A 16,739-nucleotide genomic window follows, 5' to 3' on the forward strand; every position below is an offset into this window, starting at 1 on the left:
CGAAGGCTGGATTCAAAAACAACAGGAGGTTGAGACGTATGGAAGCGTCTGCGACGAAGAAAGCTTCTAAGTTCAATCACGGGATTATCGATTGCGATGTGCATCAGTGTGTCAAAAGCTATGACGATTTGAAGCCTTATATGCCGCGGGTATGGTGGGATCGATTGAAGGCCCACAATGCGACATTGCCTTTTCTCTTGTACCGTCCGATCCCCTTGGAACGCAGCGATGCAGCACCCGGCAACGGACTTCCTCCGGGCTCCGACCCCGAATTCGCGAAGGCCGATTTACTGGATCGCTACAATATAGAAAGAGCGATTCTGACAGGCAACCTGTTGTCCATCTCGGCGCACAACAATCCGGATTACGCCGCGGCGCTGGCCTCCGCATTCAACGACTACACGATGGATACGTGGCTTCCAAGCGATGAGCGCTGGTTGGGGTCGATTGTCATCGCAACGCAAGACCCGCTGCTCGCCGCCAAAGAAATCGATCGTCTGGGGTCGCATCCGAGAGTAGTTCAAGTGCTTATGACATCCGGATCACGCGAGCCTTACGGACAGCGACGCTACTATCCGATCTACGAAGCGGCGGTACGCAACAACCTGGTGATCGGGATTCACGGCGGCGGGGAAGGAGACGGCATCAACCCGCCGACAACGGCAGCAGGGTACCCGACGACGAACTTTGAGCGCCACAACATCCTGGCGATCCACCACATGTCGCAGTTGAACAGCCTTGTTTGTGAAGGCGTTTTCGAAACGTTCCCGACGTTGAAGGTGGCTTTCATCGAGGGCGGCTTGGGATGGCTGCCGCATCTGATGTGGCGGATGGACAAAAACTTCCGTGCGATGCGCAGCGAAGTGCCGTGGTTGAAGTACAAGCCGAGCGAATATATTTTGAAGCATGTCCGCTTGACGACCCAGCCGATCGAAGAGCCGGACAACAGGGAACTGGTTCAAATGCTCCAATTGATGCGAGCCGAAAAAACGGTAATGTTCTCGACGGACTATCCGCATTGGGACAACGACGCTCCATTATTCGTGTTGAACAAGCTGCCTGAAGAGATGCGCCGGCGGGTAGCGTATGAGAACGCCGCCGAGATGTATCAGCTGCAGGAAAGAGGCTTGCTGGCAGGAGGTGTAGCGAAATGACGAAGTATGATGCCGTCGGAGTAGAAGAGCTTGAAGCCGGAGCATGCAAGATTGTAACGATTGCGGGAAAAAGCATCGGCGTATACTATAACGGCAAAGAATATTATGCGATCCGCAATGTGTGTCCTCACCAGCAGGTCGAGCTGTGTAAAGGGAAGTTCACGGGAACGACGCTGGAATCCAGGCCGCATGAATACATTTACGGAAGAGAAGGCGAGATTCTGACCTGTCCCTGGCATGCATGGGAGTTTGACGTGAAGACGGGGAAGGCACTGGTCGACCCGGACCGGTACAGAGTGAAAGTGTACGAGGTATCGGTTGAAAATAACAGAGTATGGGTGCATGTGGATTAACCGTTATTATACAGTACGCCCTTAGACAGATCGTCTGTCTAAGGGTATTTTCCGTTTCCTCTCGTCCTGTAAACAGCAATCCATAAACGGCTTTTTCAGGCGTTCTTTTTCACCTGCGGGATTGAATAATCGCCGTTTTTTTCATATTCGGTTCTCTCCTTGTAAAGAATAATGGTATTCTATCCAAGGGCTGTTCGTTTATTGGATTGTCCGTCTCTACAGGTTTGTTCGCAGCGTTTAAAAAAAATCAAAAAAACATTTGCATTTCTCTTCAGAAAATGATATATTAATTCTTGTCGCTGTTGAGGGATGGCCAAGCAATCCCGCCAGTCAGTGCGGAAGTGGCTCAGGGGTAGAGCATCGCCTTGCCAAGGCGAGGGTCGCGGGTTCGAATCCCGTCTTCCGCTCCAATAATGAATATGTGCCCTTAGCTCAGCTGGATAGAGCGTTTGACTACGAATCAAAAGGTCGGGAGTTCGAATCTCTCAGGGCACGTAGTAAAACAAGGGCTGCAAGCAGCCTCATAGCTAACGGGACGTAGCTCAGCTTGGTAGAGCACCTGGTTTGGGACCAGGGGGTCGCATGTTCAAATCGTGTCGTCCCGACCATCAATCGATGCGGGTGTAGTTCAATGGTAGAACTCCAGCCTTCCAAGCTGGTAGCGTGGGTTCGATTCCCATCACCCGCTTACGTAATGCAAAAAGCTTCTGACACTTCAAGTGCCGGAAGCTTTTTGCATTTTTTAATATTTTCATCGACAATTGTGAGAAATATCGCTTTCATTTCAGAAAATTTGCAGGAAATTTCTCGAAAAAATATGTTGATAATTACTAAAATACAGAATATAATATCAGTAAAGATGAGAAGAAATATAAAAATTTTCACTGCTGGGGGAACCTATGAAAGTTACGCTAAAGGACATCGCTGAAAAGGTCAATGTTTCCATATCCACGGTTTCAAGGGTATTAAATGATGGCCCGCATGGGGTTGAGGATGCGATGCATTTGCGTATTCTCCAGGTTGCCGAAGATTTAGGTTACCGGCGGGTGAAAAAAACTGAGCAAATTCGCAAGAAAATTTCAGAAAAGCAAATCGGTCTCATTATTAACAAAATGAAAGATAAATACCATGACCCCTATTTTTCTGAGTTGATTTACGGAGTAGAACGGGAATTGCTGGATCAGGGGTATACCTTGGGCTTTACATACGACGCTCAGGATCTGAACAATATGAGTGTGGTGGATGAAATTCAAGCAAACGATTACGGAATCATTTGCATTGCGACCACGACCGAGCTTTTAGAGTTGTTATCCAAAAAAGTGCAATACATCATCAGTGTCGGGGGTACCCCTGAATTGGATATCGATTATGTCACCGTTGATTTTGAGAAGGGAGCAAGACAGAGTGTAGATCATCTGCTCCGTTTGGGGCATAAGAAGATCGCTTATATCGGTTCAAGCTCATTCCAAAACAGCGTCTCGCTGGAAAAAGAACAGCGGTTTCTGGGGTACAAGAATGCCTTGGAGGAACAAGGGATTGCACTTCATAAAGAATGGATCGCAGATGGGCAATTTACGATTGGCGGCGGATACGAGGCGATGAAACAAATTCTTATGGCCAAGGATCGTCCTACGGCTTTGTTTACGGCCAGTGATCAGATGGCTCTGGGAGCCTATCGGGCCATACAGGAAGCGGGATTAACGATCCCCGGAGATATAGCCGTCACCTCCTTTGATGATATCGAAATGTCTCAGTTTATGCATCCGCCGTTGACCACGGTTAAAGTGGATAAAGAAGAACTGGGCCGAATTGCCGTCAAGTTGTTCATTCAGCGGATCGAAGGCTCTTTGCCGCTGCCGATGGCGAGCTATCTTCCAACGAAGTTGATCGTTCGTGAAAGCTGCGGATTTTCATCTAAATAGCTGCATTTAGCTTGAAAGGGGTGATGAAACCGTTATTATCCGTTTGGCTGGACATAAGGGTTTGCTTTGCTCGCATTACGCTTTGGTGTAAAGTCTTAAGGGTTGACTAATGAAGTGAAAGGTGAGGGGACAGATGAAAACAACTTTTCGCAAATTGGTTTATGGCGGGTTAACTGCGGCCCTGTCTGCGGCTATGCTGGCTGGTTGTGCGGCCGAGAAAACACCCGCTTCACAGAGTGACGGGAATTCGAAAACCAACGGGCAGGCTTCAGGCAGTAAAGAAACGATTGAATTTGTTTATTGGGCAAGTGCAGGTGGTGAAGAGGAAGGCTTTAGAAGTTTAATTGCCGATTTCGAAGCCAAGCACCCTGATATCAAAGTCAATGCGCAGCAGGTTCCGTCTCCGAGTCAGGGGGATTATTACACGAAAATCCAAACGAGAATCGCCGGGAACAGCTCACCGGATGTGTTCCGGGTCCAATACCAGAAGATAGGGGAGTTTGCCGGCCAAGATGCCTTATTAGATGTAACGGATACGTTCGCCAAGGATAAGGAGAATTTTAATCAAAGTCTTTTGACAGCGGTTACATTCGGGGATAAGATCTACGGTCTTCCTCATCAAACGGATACATTAGCCGTTTTTTATAATAAAACCTATCTGGATAAGCTGGGCATCAAAGCCCCGGACAAAATAGAGGAAGCCTGGACCTGGGAACAGCTTTTGGATGTGGCCAAGAAGCTGCAGGATCAAAAGCTGGCTACCTATGGTATCGCTGTCAACTGGTCTGCCTCATCGGCTTATCGTACATTGCCGTATTTCTTCCAGAATGGAGCATCCCTTGTAACGGAAGATTTGAAGAAAGGAAATATAGACACGCCCGAAGCCATCGAGACGTTCAAGTTCCTGCAGACCATGTTCAAAAACTATATGTCTCAAGGCAACAGCATGAAGGGAACCGATGATTATAACCTTCTGTTTACAACGGGAAAAGCCGGTTTACTGATCAACGGGAACTGGATGATTCCGAGGTGGGAGAAGGAAATGAAAGATTACGAATGGGGAGTTACCTTTATGCCTCGCAAGAAGTCTATGGCTTCCGACTTGGGCGGCAATGCGTTAGCGATCCCGGTGAACAGCAAGCATCCTGAAGCGGCCAAGAAGTTCCTGGCCTTTATGGGTGAGAAAGAAAACATGAAGAAGTTCGTTGAGAAGGGCTTGTTCCTGCCCGGCCGAACGGATATCGAGGGTCCGTTTAACTACAGTGTTAAAGACCCGTCGATGATGAACAAGTTTATTGAACAATCCAAAACGGTACCTAAAGCGATGGCCAACACGGTGACTCTCAACAGCTTCGCGAAGCTCAATCAAGCGCTGGCAGACTCGTTGGAAGGTTTATTCGCACAGGGAGTATCTCCTGAGCAAACGGCTCAAACGTTGAATAAGAAGGTCAATGATATTTTAAGCGGTAAATAGTTTATGAAGTAAATATTCAATAGGGGGGCTAACGGTGCCTGGTCTGATGAGTTGGTATCAAAAACGTTCGATAAAAATAGCACCTTACCTATTTATTGCGCCGAACATACTCTTGTTCCTTGTGTTTATGATTTTTCCGATCTTATTCACCTTTTACATCAGTTTTCACAAGTGGACGATTTTGGGGAAGCCGGATTTTGTGGGCTTGGGCAACTACTATCAGTTATTGACGGACAACGTTTTTTGGATCTCGCTTTGGAATACGCTCTATTATACGCTAGGCACCGTTCCCTTTAGCATGGCTTTAGGTTTGGCCGGGGCGATTTTGCTCAACCGCAAGATTCCTCTGCGTGCTTTCTTTCGCGGCGTGTTTTTCGCTCCTGTCGTTGTTTCCTTGGTGGCTACCGGCTTGATCTGGTCATGGATGTATAATCCGAATTACGGCCTGTTTAATCATCTGCTGCAATTTGTTGGAATTGAGGGTGTCAACTGGCTTTCTTCTACTACCTGGGCTATGCCCGCTGTGATCATTACGACGCTTTGGGTACGAACAGGCTATTGTCTGGTGATTTACTTGGCAGGCTTGCAGGCCATTCCCGAATCCTTATATGAAGCAGCGGAAATCGACGGCGCGAACGCATGGCAGAAGTTTTGGTATGTAACCTTACCTTTGTTAAAACATACTACGACGTTCGTACTGGTCATTTCCGTGATTTACGGGTTTATGGTATTTGATCTGATCTATACGATGACCAATGGCGGCCCCGGTCATTCGACCACGGTGATTGTGCAATATATTTACCAGAAAGCATTCGTTGAAGGAGACATGGGATACGGGTCAGCGCTCGGTGCGGTTCTGTTCCTTATTATGATGGTTCTGGTTGCGATTCAATTAAGATTAGGGAGGGAGAAAGGATGAAAGCGCATGAAGTGACCGGCCTCAAGAAAAGGTCCATCCTGACTCAGTCGATTCCTAAGCTGAACCGGAATGCTGTGAAAACCAGTGCGATCTTTTTGATTCTTTGCGCGGCCTCCGTCTTATTTTTGCTTCCTTTTATCTGGATGCTTTCCACAGCATTAAAAACGCCGGCAGAAGCGGCTGGAAGCAGGATTCATATCATTCCCGAGAAGCTGATGTGGAGCAATTTCGGGGATGCGCTGAATGCCGCTCCGTTCATGGGCTACGTAGGGAACAGCTTGATTGTGGCGGTCTTCGCCGTCATCATGACGGTTTTCATTAACTGTCTTGCGGGGTATGCCTTTGCCAAATATCAATTTGTCGGCAAAACGATTCTTTTTATGATGGTCATAAGCACCTTGATGATTCCCACGCAAATTATTATGGTGCCCAATTTCTATATCTTGAAGCAATTGGATTGGATCAATACTTACGCAGGACTCATCGTTCCGCGGGGCGCGGAGGCGTTCGGCCTTTTCCTGGCCAGGCAGTACATCATGAACATCCCCGACTCCCTCGTCGAAGCGGCGCGAATTGACGGCGCGGGTGAGTTCAAAATTTTTAACCGGATCATCTTGCCCAACGTGAAGCCCTTGATCGCCGTACTGGTCATTTTCACCTTCATGTGGAGATGGAACGATCTGATTTGGCCGCTGATCGCAGTCTCCGAGAAGAGCATGTACACCGTCCAGCTGGGCCTGGCTATGGTCAAAGGGGAGCATTACATCGATTGGACGATGACCATGTGTCTGACACTGCTTTCCATTATCCCGATCATGATCGTATTCCTGCTGTTCCAGCGCTATTTTGTCCAGGGAATGGTCAGTTCGGGAACAAAAGAATAATTAAACATAGGAGAGAGAATATCATTTCATGGGAGGAACCAACATGCCTAAGATAACAATTATTGGAGCGGGAAGCGTAGTTTTTGCAAAACGGTTGATTTCTGATATTTTATCGTATCCGGAGCTTTCGAACAGTACCTTCAGTTTAACCGATATCCACCCGGTTCGCCTGCAGACTGCGGAGAAAATGGCCAAAAAATTGGTGGAACAGTTTGGCAATCAGGCGCGGGTGGAAGCTACGCTCGATCGCAGGGCAGCCTTAACGGGTGCGGATTATGTACTGAACCTTATCCAGGTGGGCATGCATGAGGCGACGTTAAAGGATTTTGAAATTCCTAAAAAATATGGTGTAAAACAGACCATTGCCGATACGCTGGGGATTGGCGGCGTGTTCAGAGCATTGCGTACAGCTCCGGTCATGCTTGATTTCTGCCGTGAAATGGAAGAGGTTTGTCCTGATGCCCTTTTGCTGAACTATACGAACCCCATGGCCATGCTTATGCTGGCTGTGGCGAAGGCGAGATCCGTCAAGGCGGTCGGGCTTTGCCACAGCGTCCAGAATACGGCGGATGATTTGGCTTCCTATCTTAACATTCCGGTAGAAGAGCTGGATTACAAGGTGGCCGGCATTAACCATATGGCCTGGTTCCTGGAGCTCAAGTGGAAGGGAGAGGATTTGTATCCGAAGCTCTTTCAAGCGATGGAAAACGAGGAGATATTCGCAAAAGACAAGGTTCGCTTTGAAATGATGCGGCGGCTGAACTATTTTGTGACCGAATCCAGTGAGCATATGTCCGAATATACGCCTTATTTCAATAAGCGGGATGATTTGATCCAGCGTTTTGATATTCCGATTGACGAGTATATCCGCCGTAGTGAGCGAAACCTGCAGCGGTTTGAGGAAACCAGGCGGAAGATTGAAAACGGCGAATCGTTCGAGACGGAAAAAAGCCATGAATACGGCGCTCCGATCATTCACTCGATTGAAACGGGAACCGACCGTGTCATTTGGGGGAATGTCCTGAACACCAACCTCATCACTAACCTGCCGCAAAATGCATGCGTGGAAGTGCCCTGCCTTGTGAATAAGGGAGGAGTTCAGCCTTGCCATGTGGGGGACCTTCCGCCGCAGCTGGCAGCCATCAACATGACCAATATTAACGTTCAGCAGCTGACGGTTGAGGCTGTGCTTACAGGCAATGTGGATTATGTGTATCAGGCGGCTATGTTGGATCCGCATACCTCGTCCGTATTGTCTTTAGATGAAATCTGGGATATGACCAAAGAATTGTTGGACGCCCACGCGGATTTGCTGCCTCAGTTTACAAAGGGGCGGAATGTTGTGTTGAATCCGTCCGTGTCCAAGGTAGGAAGCGTCTGATCATCAAAGCTGCAAAGGGCTGCTCCTTTAAAAGGAGCGGCTCTTTATTTTATCTCCGAAGCATCGGTTCTGCGCCGTCGATGTAAAGTTTGGCGGCTGAAACAAGGAAAGATTCCTGCCGGCCGGAAACAGCATCGGATCCGCAATCTGCTCCGGGAAGCCCGGGGTTATACAGCAGATGAATTTTTCCTTGTTTCCCATCTATTGCAAGGCATCCCGGCCATGAGGCGATGATTTGAGCTTGCCGCATTCGAATTACCGAATATTCGTACTACATGGTTGAGCCCGGATGTGATAAAATAGTGGCTATGACTTGCATTGGTAGGATGGAGGGTACTCATGTCGGAATCAGCTAGTTTAATCAACAAAAACACGTCCAACAATCTGCTGCGCAGAGACGTACGGTTTCTCGGGCATATTTTGGGCGAAATGCTTGTGCATCAGGGCGGCAATGAGCTGTTTACTATTGTAGAGAAAATCAGAGAGATGAGTAAATCGCTTCGCGCCCAATATTCACCGGAAATGTATGCCGAACTTAAAAACACGATGAACGGCCTGGCGCCGGAAATCCGGTATCAGGTGATCCGCGCATTTGCTATTTATTTCCAGTTGGTTAATATTGCCGAACAAAACCACCGTATTCGCCGTAAGCGTGACTATGAGCGTACGGCGGGAGAAAGCGTGCAGCCCGGATCGATAGAGGATTCGATTCGTGAGCTGAAAAATCTTGGCATCAGCTTTGCCGAAGTGCAGGAGATGATTCAGGGCATCTCGCTGGAGCTTGTCATGACCGCGCATCCGACGGAAGCGACCCGCCGCGCGGTGCTCGATATTCATAAGCGCATTGCCAACGACGTTATGGAGCTGGACAACCCGAACCTGACGTTCCGCGAACGGGAGCAGCTGCGGGAGAAGCTTCTCGGTGAGGTCATCACCCTCTGGCAGACGGATGAGCTGCGGGACCGTAAACCTACGGTTATTGACGAAGTCAAGTACGGCCTTTATTATTTTGACGAAACCTTGTTCGACGTGCTTCCTCAAGTGTATCAGGAGCTGGAGCGCTGTCTGCACAAATATTATCCGGAAGAGTCGTGGTACGTGCCGACGTTCCTGAAATTCGGCTCCTGGATCGGCGGCGATCGCGACGGCAATCCGTCGGTTACCTCCAAGATTACGTGGCAGACGCTCACGATGCACCGGAATCTGGTCTTGAAGAAATATGAAGAGCAGCTGACCGGACTCATGCGGCACATGAGCTTCAGCAAGAATATCGTCGAGGTGACGAAAGAGCTGCTGGATTCCATTGAAAAGGACCGCAGCAACGTCATTCTTCCTCCAGATGTGGTATGGCGCAACGAGAAAGAGCCTTATCGCATTAAAGTAAAGTATATGATTCAGAAAATCCGAAATACGGCCGATCCGAACGTCGGAGAAGGGCAAAAATACAACAATCCGTCTGAGTTCATGGAAGATCTGCTGGTGATAGAACGCAGCCTGCGCAATCACTATGCCGATTTTATCGCCGATACGTATGTACGGACGATCATTCGTCAAGTCGAATTGTTCGGCTTCCACCTTGTTACGTTAGATATAAGGCAGCACAGCAAGGAGCATGAATCGGCCATGACGGAGATATTGGCCAAAATGAGCATTTGTCCGGATTACGGAGCTTTGACGGAAGAGCAAAAAATCGAGCTGCTGACAGGCATCCTGAACGATCCCAGACCGATTACATCACCGTACCTTCACTATACCGAATCGACACAGGAGTGCCTGGACGTGTATCGCGTGATCCGCAAAGCCCAGCAGGAATTCGGCCGGAGCTGCATCTCCAGTTACTTGATCAGTATGACCCAGGGGGCCAGCGATCTTCTGGAAGTGCTCGTCTTCGGTAAAGAAGCGGGGTTGTATCAGCATGAAGAGGACGGTTCGATTACCTGCACGCTGCAGTCCGTTCCCCTGTTCGAAACGATCGACGACCTGCATGCGGCCCCGGAAATTATGACGACGCTGTTCCAAATTCCTGCGTACCGCAACAGCTTGAACAGCACGAACCACCTGCAGGAAATCATGCTCGGTTATTCCGACAGCAACAAGGACGGCGGTGTGATTACCGCCAACTGGGAACTGCGCGTGGCGCTGCGCAGCATTACGGCCGCGGCCAAGCCGTTCGGCGTGAAGCTGAAGTTTTTCCATGGCCGCGGAGGTGCGCTCGGCCGCGGGGGAATGCCGCTTAACCGCAGTATCCTGGCGCAGCCTGCAGATACGGTCGGCGGCGGCATCAAGATTACGGAGCAGGGCGAGGTGCTTTCTTCGCGTTATTCGATGAAAGGCATCGCGTACCGCAGTCTGGAGCAAGCGACATCCGCGCTGATTACGAGCGCTTTGTGGGCAAAGAACCCGCAAATCAACGATGCCGAGCAAGGCTGGGAAGAAATTATGTCCAGGATTTCCGAGAAGGCGCAGCAGAAGTATCAGGATTTGATCTTCCGCGATCCGGATTTCCTGACGTTCTTCAAGGAAACGACGCCCCTTCCGGAGATTGGCGAGCTGAACATCGGTTCCCGTCCGTCCAAACGCAAGAACAGCGACCGTTTTGAGGATCTGAGGGCCATCCCGTGGGTTTTCGCGTGGACGCAGAGCCGGTATTTGCTTCCGGCCTGGTACGCTTCCGGTTACGGTTTGAACAGCTTCTATCAAGAAAATCCGGACAATCTGAAAATCATGCAGGATATGTATCAGCATTGGTCATTCTTCCGCTCGCTGATCGACAACCTTCAGATGGCGCTGGCCAAGGCGGACCTTGTGATTGCCAAAGAATACAGCAGCTTGATTCACGATCAGGGCATCGCTGAACGTATTTTCAATCTGATTCAAGACGAGTACCGTCAAACCTCGGAGCTCATTTTGAAAATTACCGGTCAACAGGAAATTCTCGACAACGTACCGGTGATTCAGGAGTCGATCCGCTTGCGCAACCCATACGTCGATCCGCTCAGCTATATGCAGGTAGGCCTCTTGTCGGAGCTTCGTTCGCTGCGGGAGCAGGGGGATGCCGATTCGCTGCTGCGTGAGGTGCTGTTGACGATCAACGGCATTGCCGCAGGCCTTCGCAATACGGGCTGATGACGTCGGCGCATACAAAATCCGGGACTTGGCATGGCCAAGCCTCCCGGATTTTTTAATCCCGCCGGAATGGATCGGATGATCCGGCACATCCGGCTACTTTTTGATACCCGAGCCTTTTTTGGATAGAATAAAAACGATTTTCATCATTATGGAACAAAGCCCGCCTGATTCTGCGGCCGTGTTCCATGGCTCATTTCCGTTTGACCGCCGCTCGATTCCGACCAAAATTCCCGAATCTGCAGCATTCTTTCACTTTCTTTTGCAGGAGACTGTACAGCGGGGCGAAGGATTTGGTATGCTTTTTACAATAGCAAGGATCGTGATTTGGAGAGAATAGCATGGTCTTTGAAGAATCCGAATTTTGACGCAGGTGGAACAGGGTCCGATTCGGAGTTGGAGGTAGGTTGGTGAATCAATTGGACACCCGGCTCGCCAAGCTGGCCCGTCAGGGAGACCGGGCGGCTTTTGCCGAATTGGTGGAGCTATATAAAGAAAAAATTTATCATCTCGCTTACCGCATGCTGCAAAATCGGCATGAGGCGGAGGAGATTGTACAAGAGACGTTCCTGAGGGTATACACGAATCTGGACCGGTTTGACGAGGAGCAGAAATTTTCCACATGGATTTACCGGATTGGTACGAATCTTTGCATTGACCGGCTTCGCAAACGAAAGGTCAATTATTCTCTGGATGCGGAGATGGGCGAAGGGGAAGGAAACGATTGGTATTCTACCCTGCCCAGCCGCGAAGAGACGCCGGACCAGCAGGTGCTGTTGTCGGAGACTCGCTCCCAGATTCGCGACAGTATAGAGACGCTGCCTGAGAAATATAAGGCGGTCGTCATATTACGGTATTTGCAGGATCTGTCCCTGCAGGAGATCAGCGAAGTCCTTTCGATGCCGGTGACGACCATCAAAACACGCTTGCACCGGGGCAGGGAATTTTTAAGAAAAAAATTGGAGCAGGTATTATAAATTTTGAAACATATGCGTTGCTCGTGCGTAATGTATTGCACAAGCTGCGTAGGAAAGATGAAAGGAGTGGCTTATAATGGATTGCAAGGAAGCCCTCCCTTTGCTGCACGAGTATTTGGACGGGGGATTAGACCGGAGGGAGTCGGCCAAGCTGAAGGAGCATTTGCTGGTTTGCGAAGCATGCCGGCGGCGTCTTCAACAGTACGAGAAGGTAGAAGCGCTTGTCCACGCCTGGCCTCCACAGCCGGTGCCGGAAGGGCTTACGGAACGGGTGATGCAAGTCCTGCCTCCCGTTCGCGAACAACATCCTTGGTATCAATGGATACGCAGGCATCCGGCGGTATCGGTGGCGGCTGTGTTTTTTCTCGTAATGATGTCGGTCTTTGTTTCCACATGGAACGATGATAAAGAACTGCTTGTCAAAGGATCAGACCTGCAATCGGTCGTCATCCAAGGGAGCACGGTCTATGTCCCCTTAGGGAAGAAAGTGGCGGGGGATCTAACGGTCGAGAACGGAGAACTCAAGGTTGACGGCGATATTGAAGGCAATATCGTTGTCATCGACGGGTCAGTTAACCTGGCCTCAACGGCGCACATCTCCGGACAAATTAAAGAAATTGACGAAGCGTTTAGCTGGATACTTTATAAAATGAATCAATGGTTCACTCTCGTATCGGGATCGAAATAGTTCATCGGTCCCAATTGTTATAAATCCTTCCTTACCGATGGTCAAAAGGGAGGGTTTTTTGCTGTAAATATGGTATGATTTAAGGAAGGGGACAATAATAGAAAGAAATCACCGCGGCAGGTTGGGGGCACACGCGATGGAGTGGATTACAGACATAGGTATTACAGATATTATAGATATATTGATTGTCAGCTATGTGATTTACCAGTTAATTCTGTTGGTCAGAGGAACACGGGCGATTCAACTGCTCAAAGGGATTCTCGTCGTCGTGGTGACTTGGGCGCTCAGTTCCTGGTTCAAGCTGAATACGCTTCAGTGGATGATGAATCAGATATTCACATTCGGGCTCGTCGGCGTCATTATCATCTTCCAGCCGGAGCTTCGCCGGGCGCTTGAACAGCTCGGACGAGGCAAACTTTTCAGCCGTACGAACGTTGAGGAGCAGGATATCAACCGGCAGATCAACGAGGTGCTGAGAGCGGTACAATATATGGCGCAGCGGAAAATCGGGGCGCTGATTGTGTTCGAACGGGAAACCGGACTGAACGATTATGTGGAATCGGGCATTCAACTCGAATCGCAGATCAGCTCGGAGCTGCTTATTAATATTTTCATACCTAACACGCCGCTGCATGACGGGGCTGTCATTATCAGCAAATCCAGGCTGATGGCTGCCGGCTGCTATTTGCCGTTGTCGGAGAATCCATTTATCAGCAAAGAGCTCGGCACTCGTCACCGGGCGGCGATTGGCATGAGTGAAGTATCTGATGCGATGTGCGTGATAGTATCCGAAGAAACGGGTCAAGTATCGCTGGCCTTGAATGGCCATGTCCTGCGGGACATTAAAGAGGATGCGCTGCTGGCCAAGCTGTTCGAGGAATTAAAGCCGAAGATGAAAATCAAGGAAAAGAGCTCCATTTGGAAATGGAGGCGACGGTAAGATGGACCAATGGTTACGCAACACGAACGTCGTAAAGGTAGTGGCCCTCGTCATCGGTATTTTGCTGTGGGCGGTCGTACGAATGGACGGCAGCTCCATTCCCGGATCGACAGGGACGGGAACGGTGGAAGAAACGATTGGGAATGTAGCGGTCACGCCCAAGTATAATGAAGATCAATTTTTTATTGAGGATATCTCCCCGGCGCAAGTTACGGTGACGATAGCAGGGAGAAGCTCTACGTTGAAGCGTGTCTTGAATTCGGCCAATTATTCGGTGGAGCTGGATTTAACGAACACCGGCAAAGGGGAGCATATGGTTCCGCTAACTCCGGTAGGGTTCCCATCCAGTGTATCGGTCAAAATCACACCGGCATATGCTAAAGTGGTTGTCGATGAGAAGAAAAACAAATCGATGCCGGTGACGGTCCAGGTTACGGGGACGCCGGCGGTCGGTTTGAAGGCGGGACAGCCGGTGGTTAAACCGAAGCAGGTCACCGTAGGTGTGCCAAGCCGTATCTATGAGGCCGTGGAGTCGGTCCGGGCCGATGTGGATGTAGATAAGGCGGATTCACCGGTCACGGCCCAGGCGAAGCTGGTTGCTTATGACAAGGACGGTAAAGCGATCGAGGAGGCCATCATCAATCCTGCGGTAGTGGAAGTGGAAGTGCCTATTACAAGTCCGTTCAAGCTGGTGCCGCTGCAAGTGAAGCTGGTAGGTGAACCGCCGCCGGGCTTTGCGGTATCGGGTATTCGCCAAAGCATCGACAAGGTTACGGTGTACGGAGCTCAGGACATGCTGGATCGGCTGGAGTTCTACGAAGGGCCGCAGGTGGATCTTTCCGGGCTGAAAGAGGATAAAGAATTCACACTGCCGATTCCGCTTCGGGGCGATGTAAAGCAGATTGATCCCGGTGAGGTGACGGTGAGCGTCAGCATTGTGCCGTCCCAAACCAAAATATTGGAGTCGATTCCGCTGTCGATCATCGGTCAAAACGACGGCTTTCATACGAGTGTGCTGATTCCTCAATCAGGGCGATTGAATCTTACGGTCGAGGGAGCGCCGGACTGGATTGAAAAGCTGAAGCCCCAGGATGTGCAGGGCATTGTGGATGTGAGCAATTTGCCTCCGGGCCGGCATGAGGTACCGGTGACATGGAACTTGCCGACCTTTGTAAAGAAAGGGTCTCAGGAATATCTCAGAGCGACGGTGGAAATCAGTGCCAGGGAGGGCGATGCCTCCGCTCCTTCCGGCACCGCGAATCCTTCATCTTCACCGTAACGGTCATAGGATTTGACCCGCATACAAGGATTAGTGGATAATAAAAGGATCATTGGTTTTTTTAGTGACAGAGTAAACTTGCGGAGCTGAACCGTTTTTATTGCAAGAAAACCTGCCTCTGATCGCGGTTGCTTATCCAGTGAATGGCTTCGTTTAAGGTTTTCTTATGAAAAGGTTATTGTACTTGAGGAGAGATAAACTATGGGGAAATATTTTGGGACGGACGGCGTACGAGGGGTCGCCAATCAGGGATTGACGCCGGAGCTTGCATATAAAATCGGCCGCTGCGGCGGCTTTGTTCTTGCCGGGAGAGTGGAAAAACCGAATGTCGTGATCGGCCGAGATACGCGGATTTCCGGCCCGATGCTGGAGGCCGCGCTAGTGGCAGGGCTGCTGTCGATCGGCGCAAACGTCATCCGTCTTGGTGTCGTGACGACGCCGGCGGTTGCTTATTTGACCCGGACGCTGAAAGCGGACGCGGGAGTTATGATTTCGGCCAGCCATAATCCGGTTGAGGATAATGGCATCAAGTTCTTCGGGGCCGATGGCTTTAAGCTGTCCGATGAGACGGAGCTTGAGATCGAACGGTTGATGGATGCGGAGCTTGACGAGCTTCCGCGGCCGGTAGGCGGCGAGATTGGAACGGTTCTGGACAACGATCAGGCTAAATACATGTACCTGGATTACGTAAAATCGACGGTCGATTCTTCCTTCAAAGGCTGCCGCATCGTACTCGATTGCGCTCACGGGGCGGCCTATGAGCTTGCTCCCAAGGTATTTGAGGAACTGGGAGCCGAGGTGATCTCCATCGGCGCGGAGCCGGACGGACGCAATATTAACGAAGGCTTCGGTTCGACGCATCCTGAAAAGCTCCAGAAGCTTGTGGTGGAGCGGGGCGCTCATATCGGGCTTGCCTTCGACGGCGATGCGGACCGCCTGATCGCTATTGATGAGAATGGCGAGGAAGTAGACGGCGACTATATTCTGAGCATTTGCGGACAAGCGATGAATCAGGCGGGCAAGCTGCGTCAGCAAACGATTGTGACTACGGTGATGAGCAATATCGGCTTCTTCAAGGGCATCGAGTCGCTTGGCATGAAGGCGGCCAAGACGGCTGTCGGAGACCGCTACGTCATGGAGGAAATGCGCAAAGGCGGCTATAATCTCGGCGGAGAACAGTCCGGGCACGTTATTTTCCTCGACTACAATACGACGGGAGACGGTATTTTGACTGCCCTTCAGTTGATGGATACGGTCGTGAAGTCAGGCAAAAAGTTGAGCGAGCTGAAGCAAATTATGCGCAAGTACCCGCAAACGCTGGTGAATGTACGTGTAGCCGACAAAAGCAAGCTGAAGGACAATGCCGCTGTGGAATTGGCGATACGCAAAGTCGAGGAAGAACTCGGCGACAACGGGCGCGTACTGGTCCGCCCATCTGGCACCGAATCCCTGATCCGCGTCATGGCGGAAGGACCGGACAAGGAGCAGGTGGAAGCTTACGTCCAGCAAATTGCCGAAGTGATTCAGCGGGAGTTGGCTTAATTCTTCTTTTTGCAGGAAATTTGAGTGCGTTAGCCCCCCAGCCTTACGGTTTCGGGATCAGCTCCCGAATTGTGAGGCTGGGATTCTATATAAGGGCATA

General features: G+C 50.2%; 13 protein-coding genes and 4 tRNA genes. All 17 read left to right on the forward strand.

Going from position 1 to position 16,739, the window contains the following annotated elements:
* Positions 1-38 precede the first annotated feature (38 nt).
* The 17 genes from IJ22_RS22830 (at position 39) to glmM (ending at position 16,639) form a co-directional block, all read left to right on the forward strand.
* Positions 39-1,154 (forward strand): amidohydrolase family protein, encoded by a 1,116-nt coding sequence (locus tag IJ22_RS22830; RefSeq protein ID WP_062410397.1) that lies wholly within the window; start codon positions 39-41, stop codon positions 1,152-1,154.
* A complete protein-coding gene (locus IJ22_RS22835; RefSeq protein WP_062410398.1) occupies positions 1,151-1,507 on the forward strand; it encodes a Rieske (2Fe-2S) protein in 357 nt (118 codons plus the stop codon). The genes IJ22_RS22830 and IJ22_RS22835 overlap by 4 nt, the downstream gene beginning before the upstream one ends.
* Before the next feature lie 335 nt (positions 1,508-1,842).
* Positions 1,843-1,917: transfer RNA gene (locus IJ22_RS22840), tRNA-Gly, on the forward strand.
* Between the two features lie 11 nt (positions 1,918-1,928).
* Positions 1,929-2,002, forward strand: a tRNA-Arg gene (locus tag IJ22_RS22845).
* Between the two features lie 36 nt (positions 2,003-2,038).
* Positions 2,039-2,115, forward strand: a tRNA-Pro gene (locus IJ22_RS22850).
* Positions 2,116-2,124: 9 nt separating this feature from the next.
* Positions 2,125-2,195 (forward strand) — tRNA-Gly (locus tag IJ22_RS22855).
* Between the two features lie 211 nt (positions 2,196-2,406).
* Positions 2,407-3,429 carry a LacI family DNA-binding transcriptional regulator gene (locus IJ22_RS22865; RefSeq protein WP_062410411.1) on the forward strand — a complete coding sequence of 341 codons (1,023 nt, stop codon included), beginning with the start codon at positions 2,407-2,409 and terminating at the stop codon, positions 3,427-3,429.
* A gap of 133 nt (positions 3,430-3,562) precedes the next feature.
* Positions 3,563-4,903 (forward strand): ABC transporter substrate-binding protein, encoded by a 1,341-nt coding sequence (locus tag IJ22_RS22870; RefSeq protein ID WP_062410412.1) that lies wholly within the window; start codon positions 3,563-3,565, stop codon positions 4,901-4,903.
* 46 nt (positions 4,904-4,949) lie between these two features.
* Entirely contained in the window at positions 4,950-5,822 is an 873-nt protein-coding gene (locus tag IJ22_RS22875; RefSeq protein ID WP_062411114.1) for a carbohydrate ABC transporter permease, read from the forward strand.
* The gene (locus IJ22_RS22880) at positions 5,819-6,706 is read left to right on the forward strand and encodes a carbohydrate ABC transporter permease (RefSeq protein WP_082660916.1); all 888 of its coding nucleotides are present in this window, start codon (positions 5,819-5,821) and stop codon (positions 6,704-6,706) included. The genes IJ22_RS22875 and IJ22_RS22880 overlap by 4 nt, the downstream gene beginning before the upstream one ends.
* 43 nt (positions 6,707-6,749) lie before the next feature.
* Positions 6,750-8,087 carry an alpha-glucosidase/alpha-galactosidase gene (gene melA, locus IJ22_RS22885; RefSeq protein ID WP_062410413.1) on the forward strand — a complete coding sequence of 446 codons (1,338 nt, stop codon included), beginning with the start codon at positions 6,750-6,752 and terminating at the stop codon, positions 8,085-8,087.
* Positions 8,088-8,426: 339 nt separating this feature from the next.
* On the forward strand, positions 8,427-11,213 hold the full coding sequence (ppc, locus tag IJ22_RS22890) for a phosphoenolpyruvate carboxylase (RefSeq protein WP_062410414.1): 2,787 nt from the start codon (positions 8,427-8,429) through the stop codon (positions 11,211-11,213).
* Positions 11,214-11,623: 410 nt separating this feature from the next.
* Positions 11,624-12,190 (forward strand): RNA polymerase sigma factor SigW, encoded by a 567-nt coding sequence (gene sigW, locus IJ22_RS22900; protein WP_062410416.1) that lies wholly within the window; start codon positions 11,624-11,626, stop codon positions 12,188-12,190.
* Between the two features lie 76 nt (positions 12,191-12,266).
* Positions 12,267-12,878: a zf-HC2 domain-containing protein gene (locus IJ22_RS22905; RefSeq protein ID WP_054819463.1), complete on the forward strand. Its 612-nt coding sequence runs from the start codon at positions 12,267-12,269 to the stop codon at positions 12,876-12,878.
* 136 nt (positions 12,879-13,014) lie between these two features.
* Entirely contained in the window at positions 13,015-13,818 is an 804-nt protein-coding gene (gene cdaA, locus IJ22_RS22910) for a diadenylate cyclase CdaA (RefSeq protein ID WP_054819462.1), read from the forward strand.
* A gap of 1 nt (position 13,819) precedes the next feature.
* Positions 13,820-15,097 (forward strand): CdaR family protein, encoded by a 1,278-nt coding sequence (locus IJ22_RS22915; RefSeq protein ID WP_062410417.1) that lies wholly within the window; start codon positions 13,820-13,822, stop codon positions 15,095-15,097.
* 201 nt (positions 15,098-15,298) lie between these two features.
* Complete coding sequence (glmM, locus tag IJ22_RS22920) at positions 15,299-16,639, forward strand: phosphoglucosamine mutase (protein ID WP_062410418.1); 1,341 nt, start codon at positions 15,299-15,301, stop codon at positions 16,637-16,639.
* The last annotated feature ends 100 nt before the right edge of the window (positions 16,640-16,739 follow it).

Source organism: Paenibacillus naphthalenovorans (assembly GCF_001465255.1).
GTDB lineage: Bacteria > Bacillota > Bacilli > Paenibacillales > NBRC-103111 > Paenibacillus_G > Paenibacillus_G naphthalenovorans.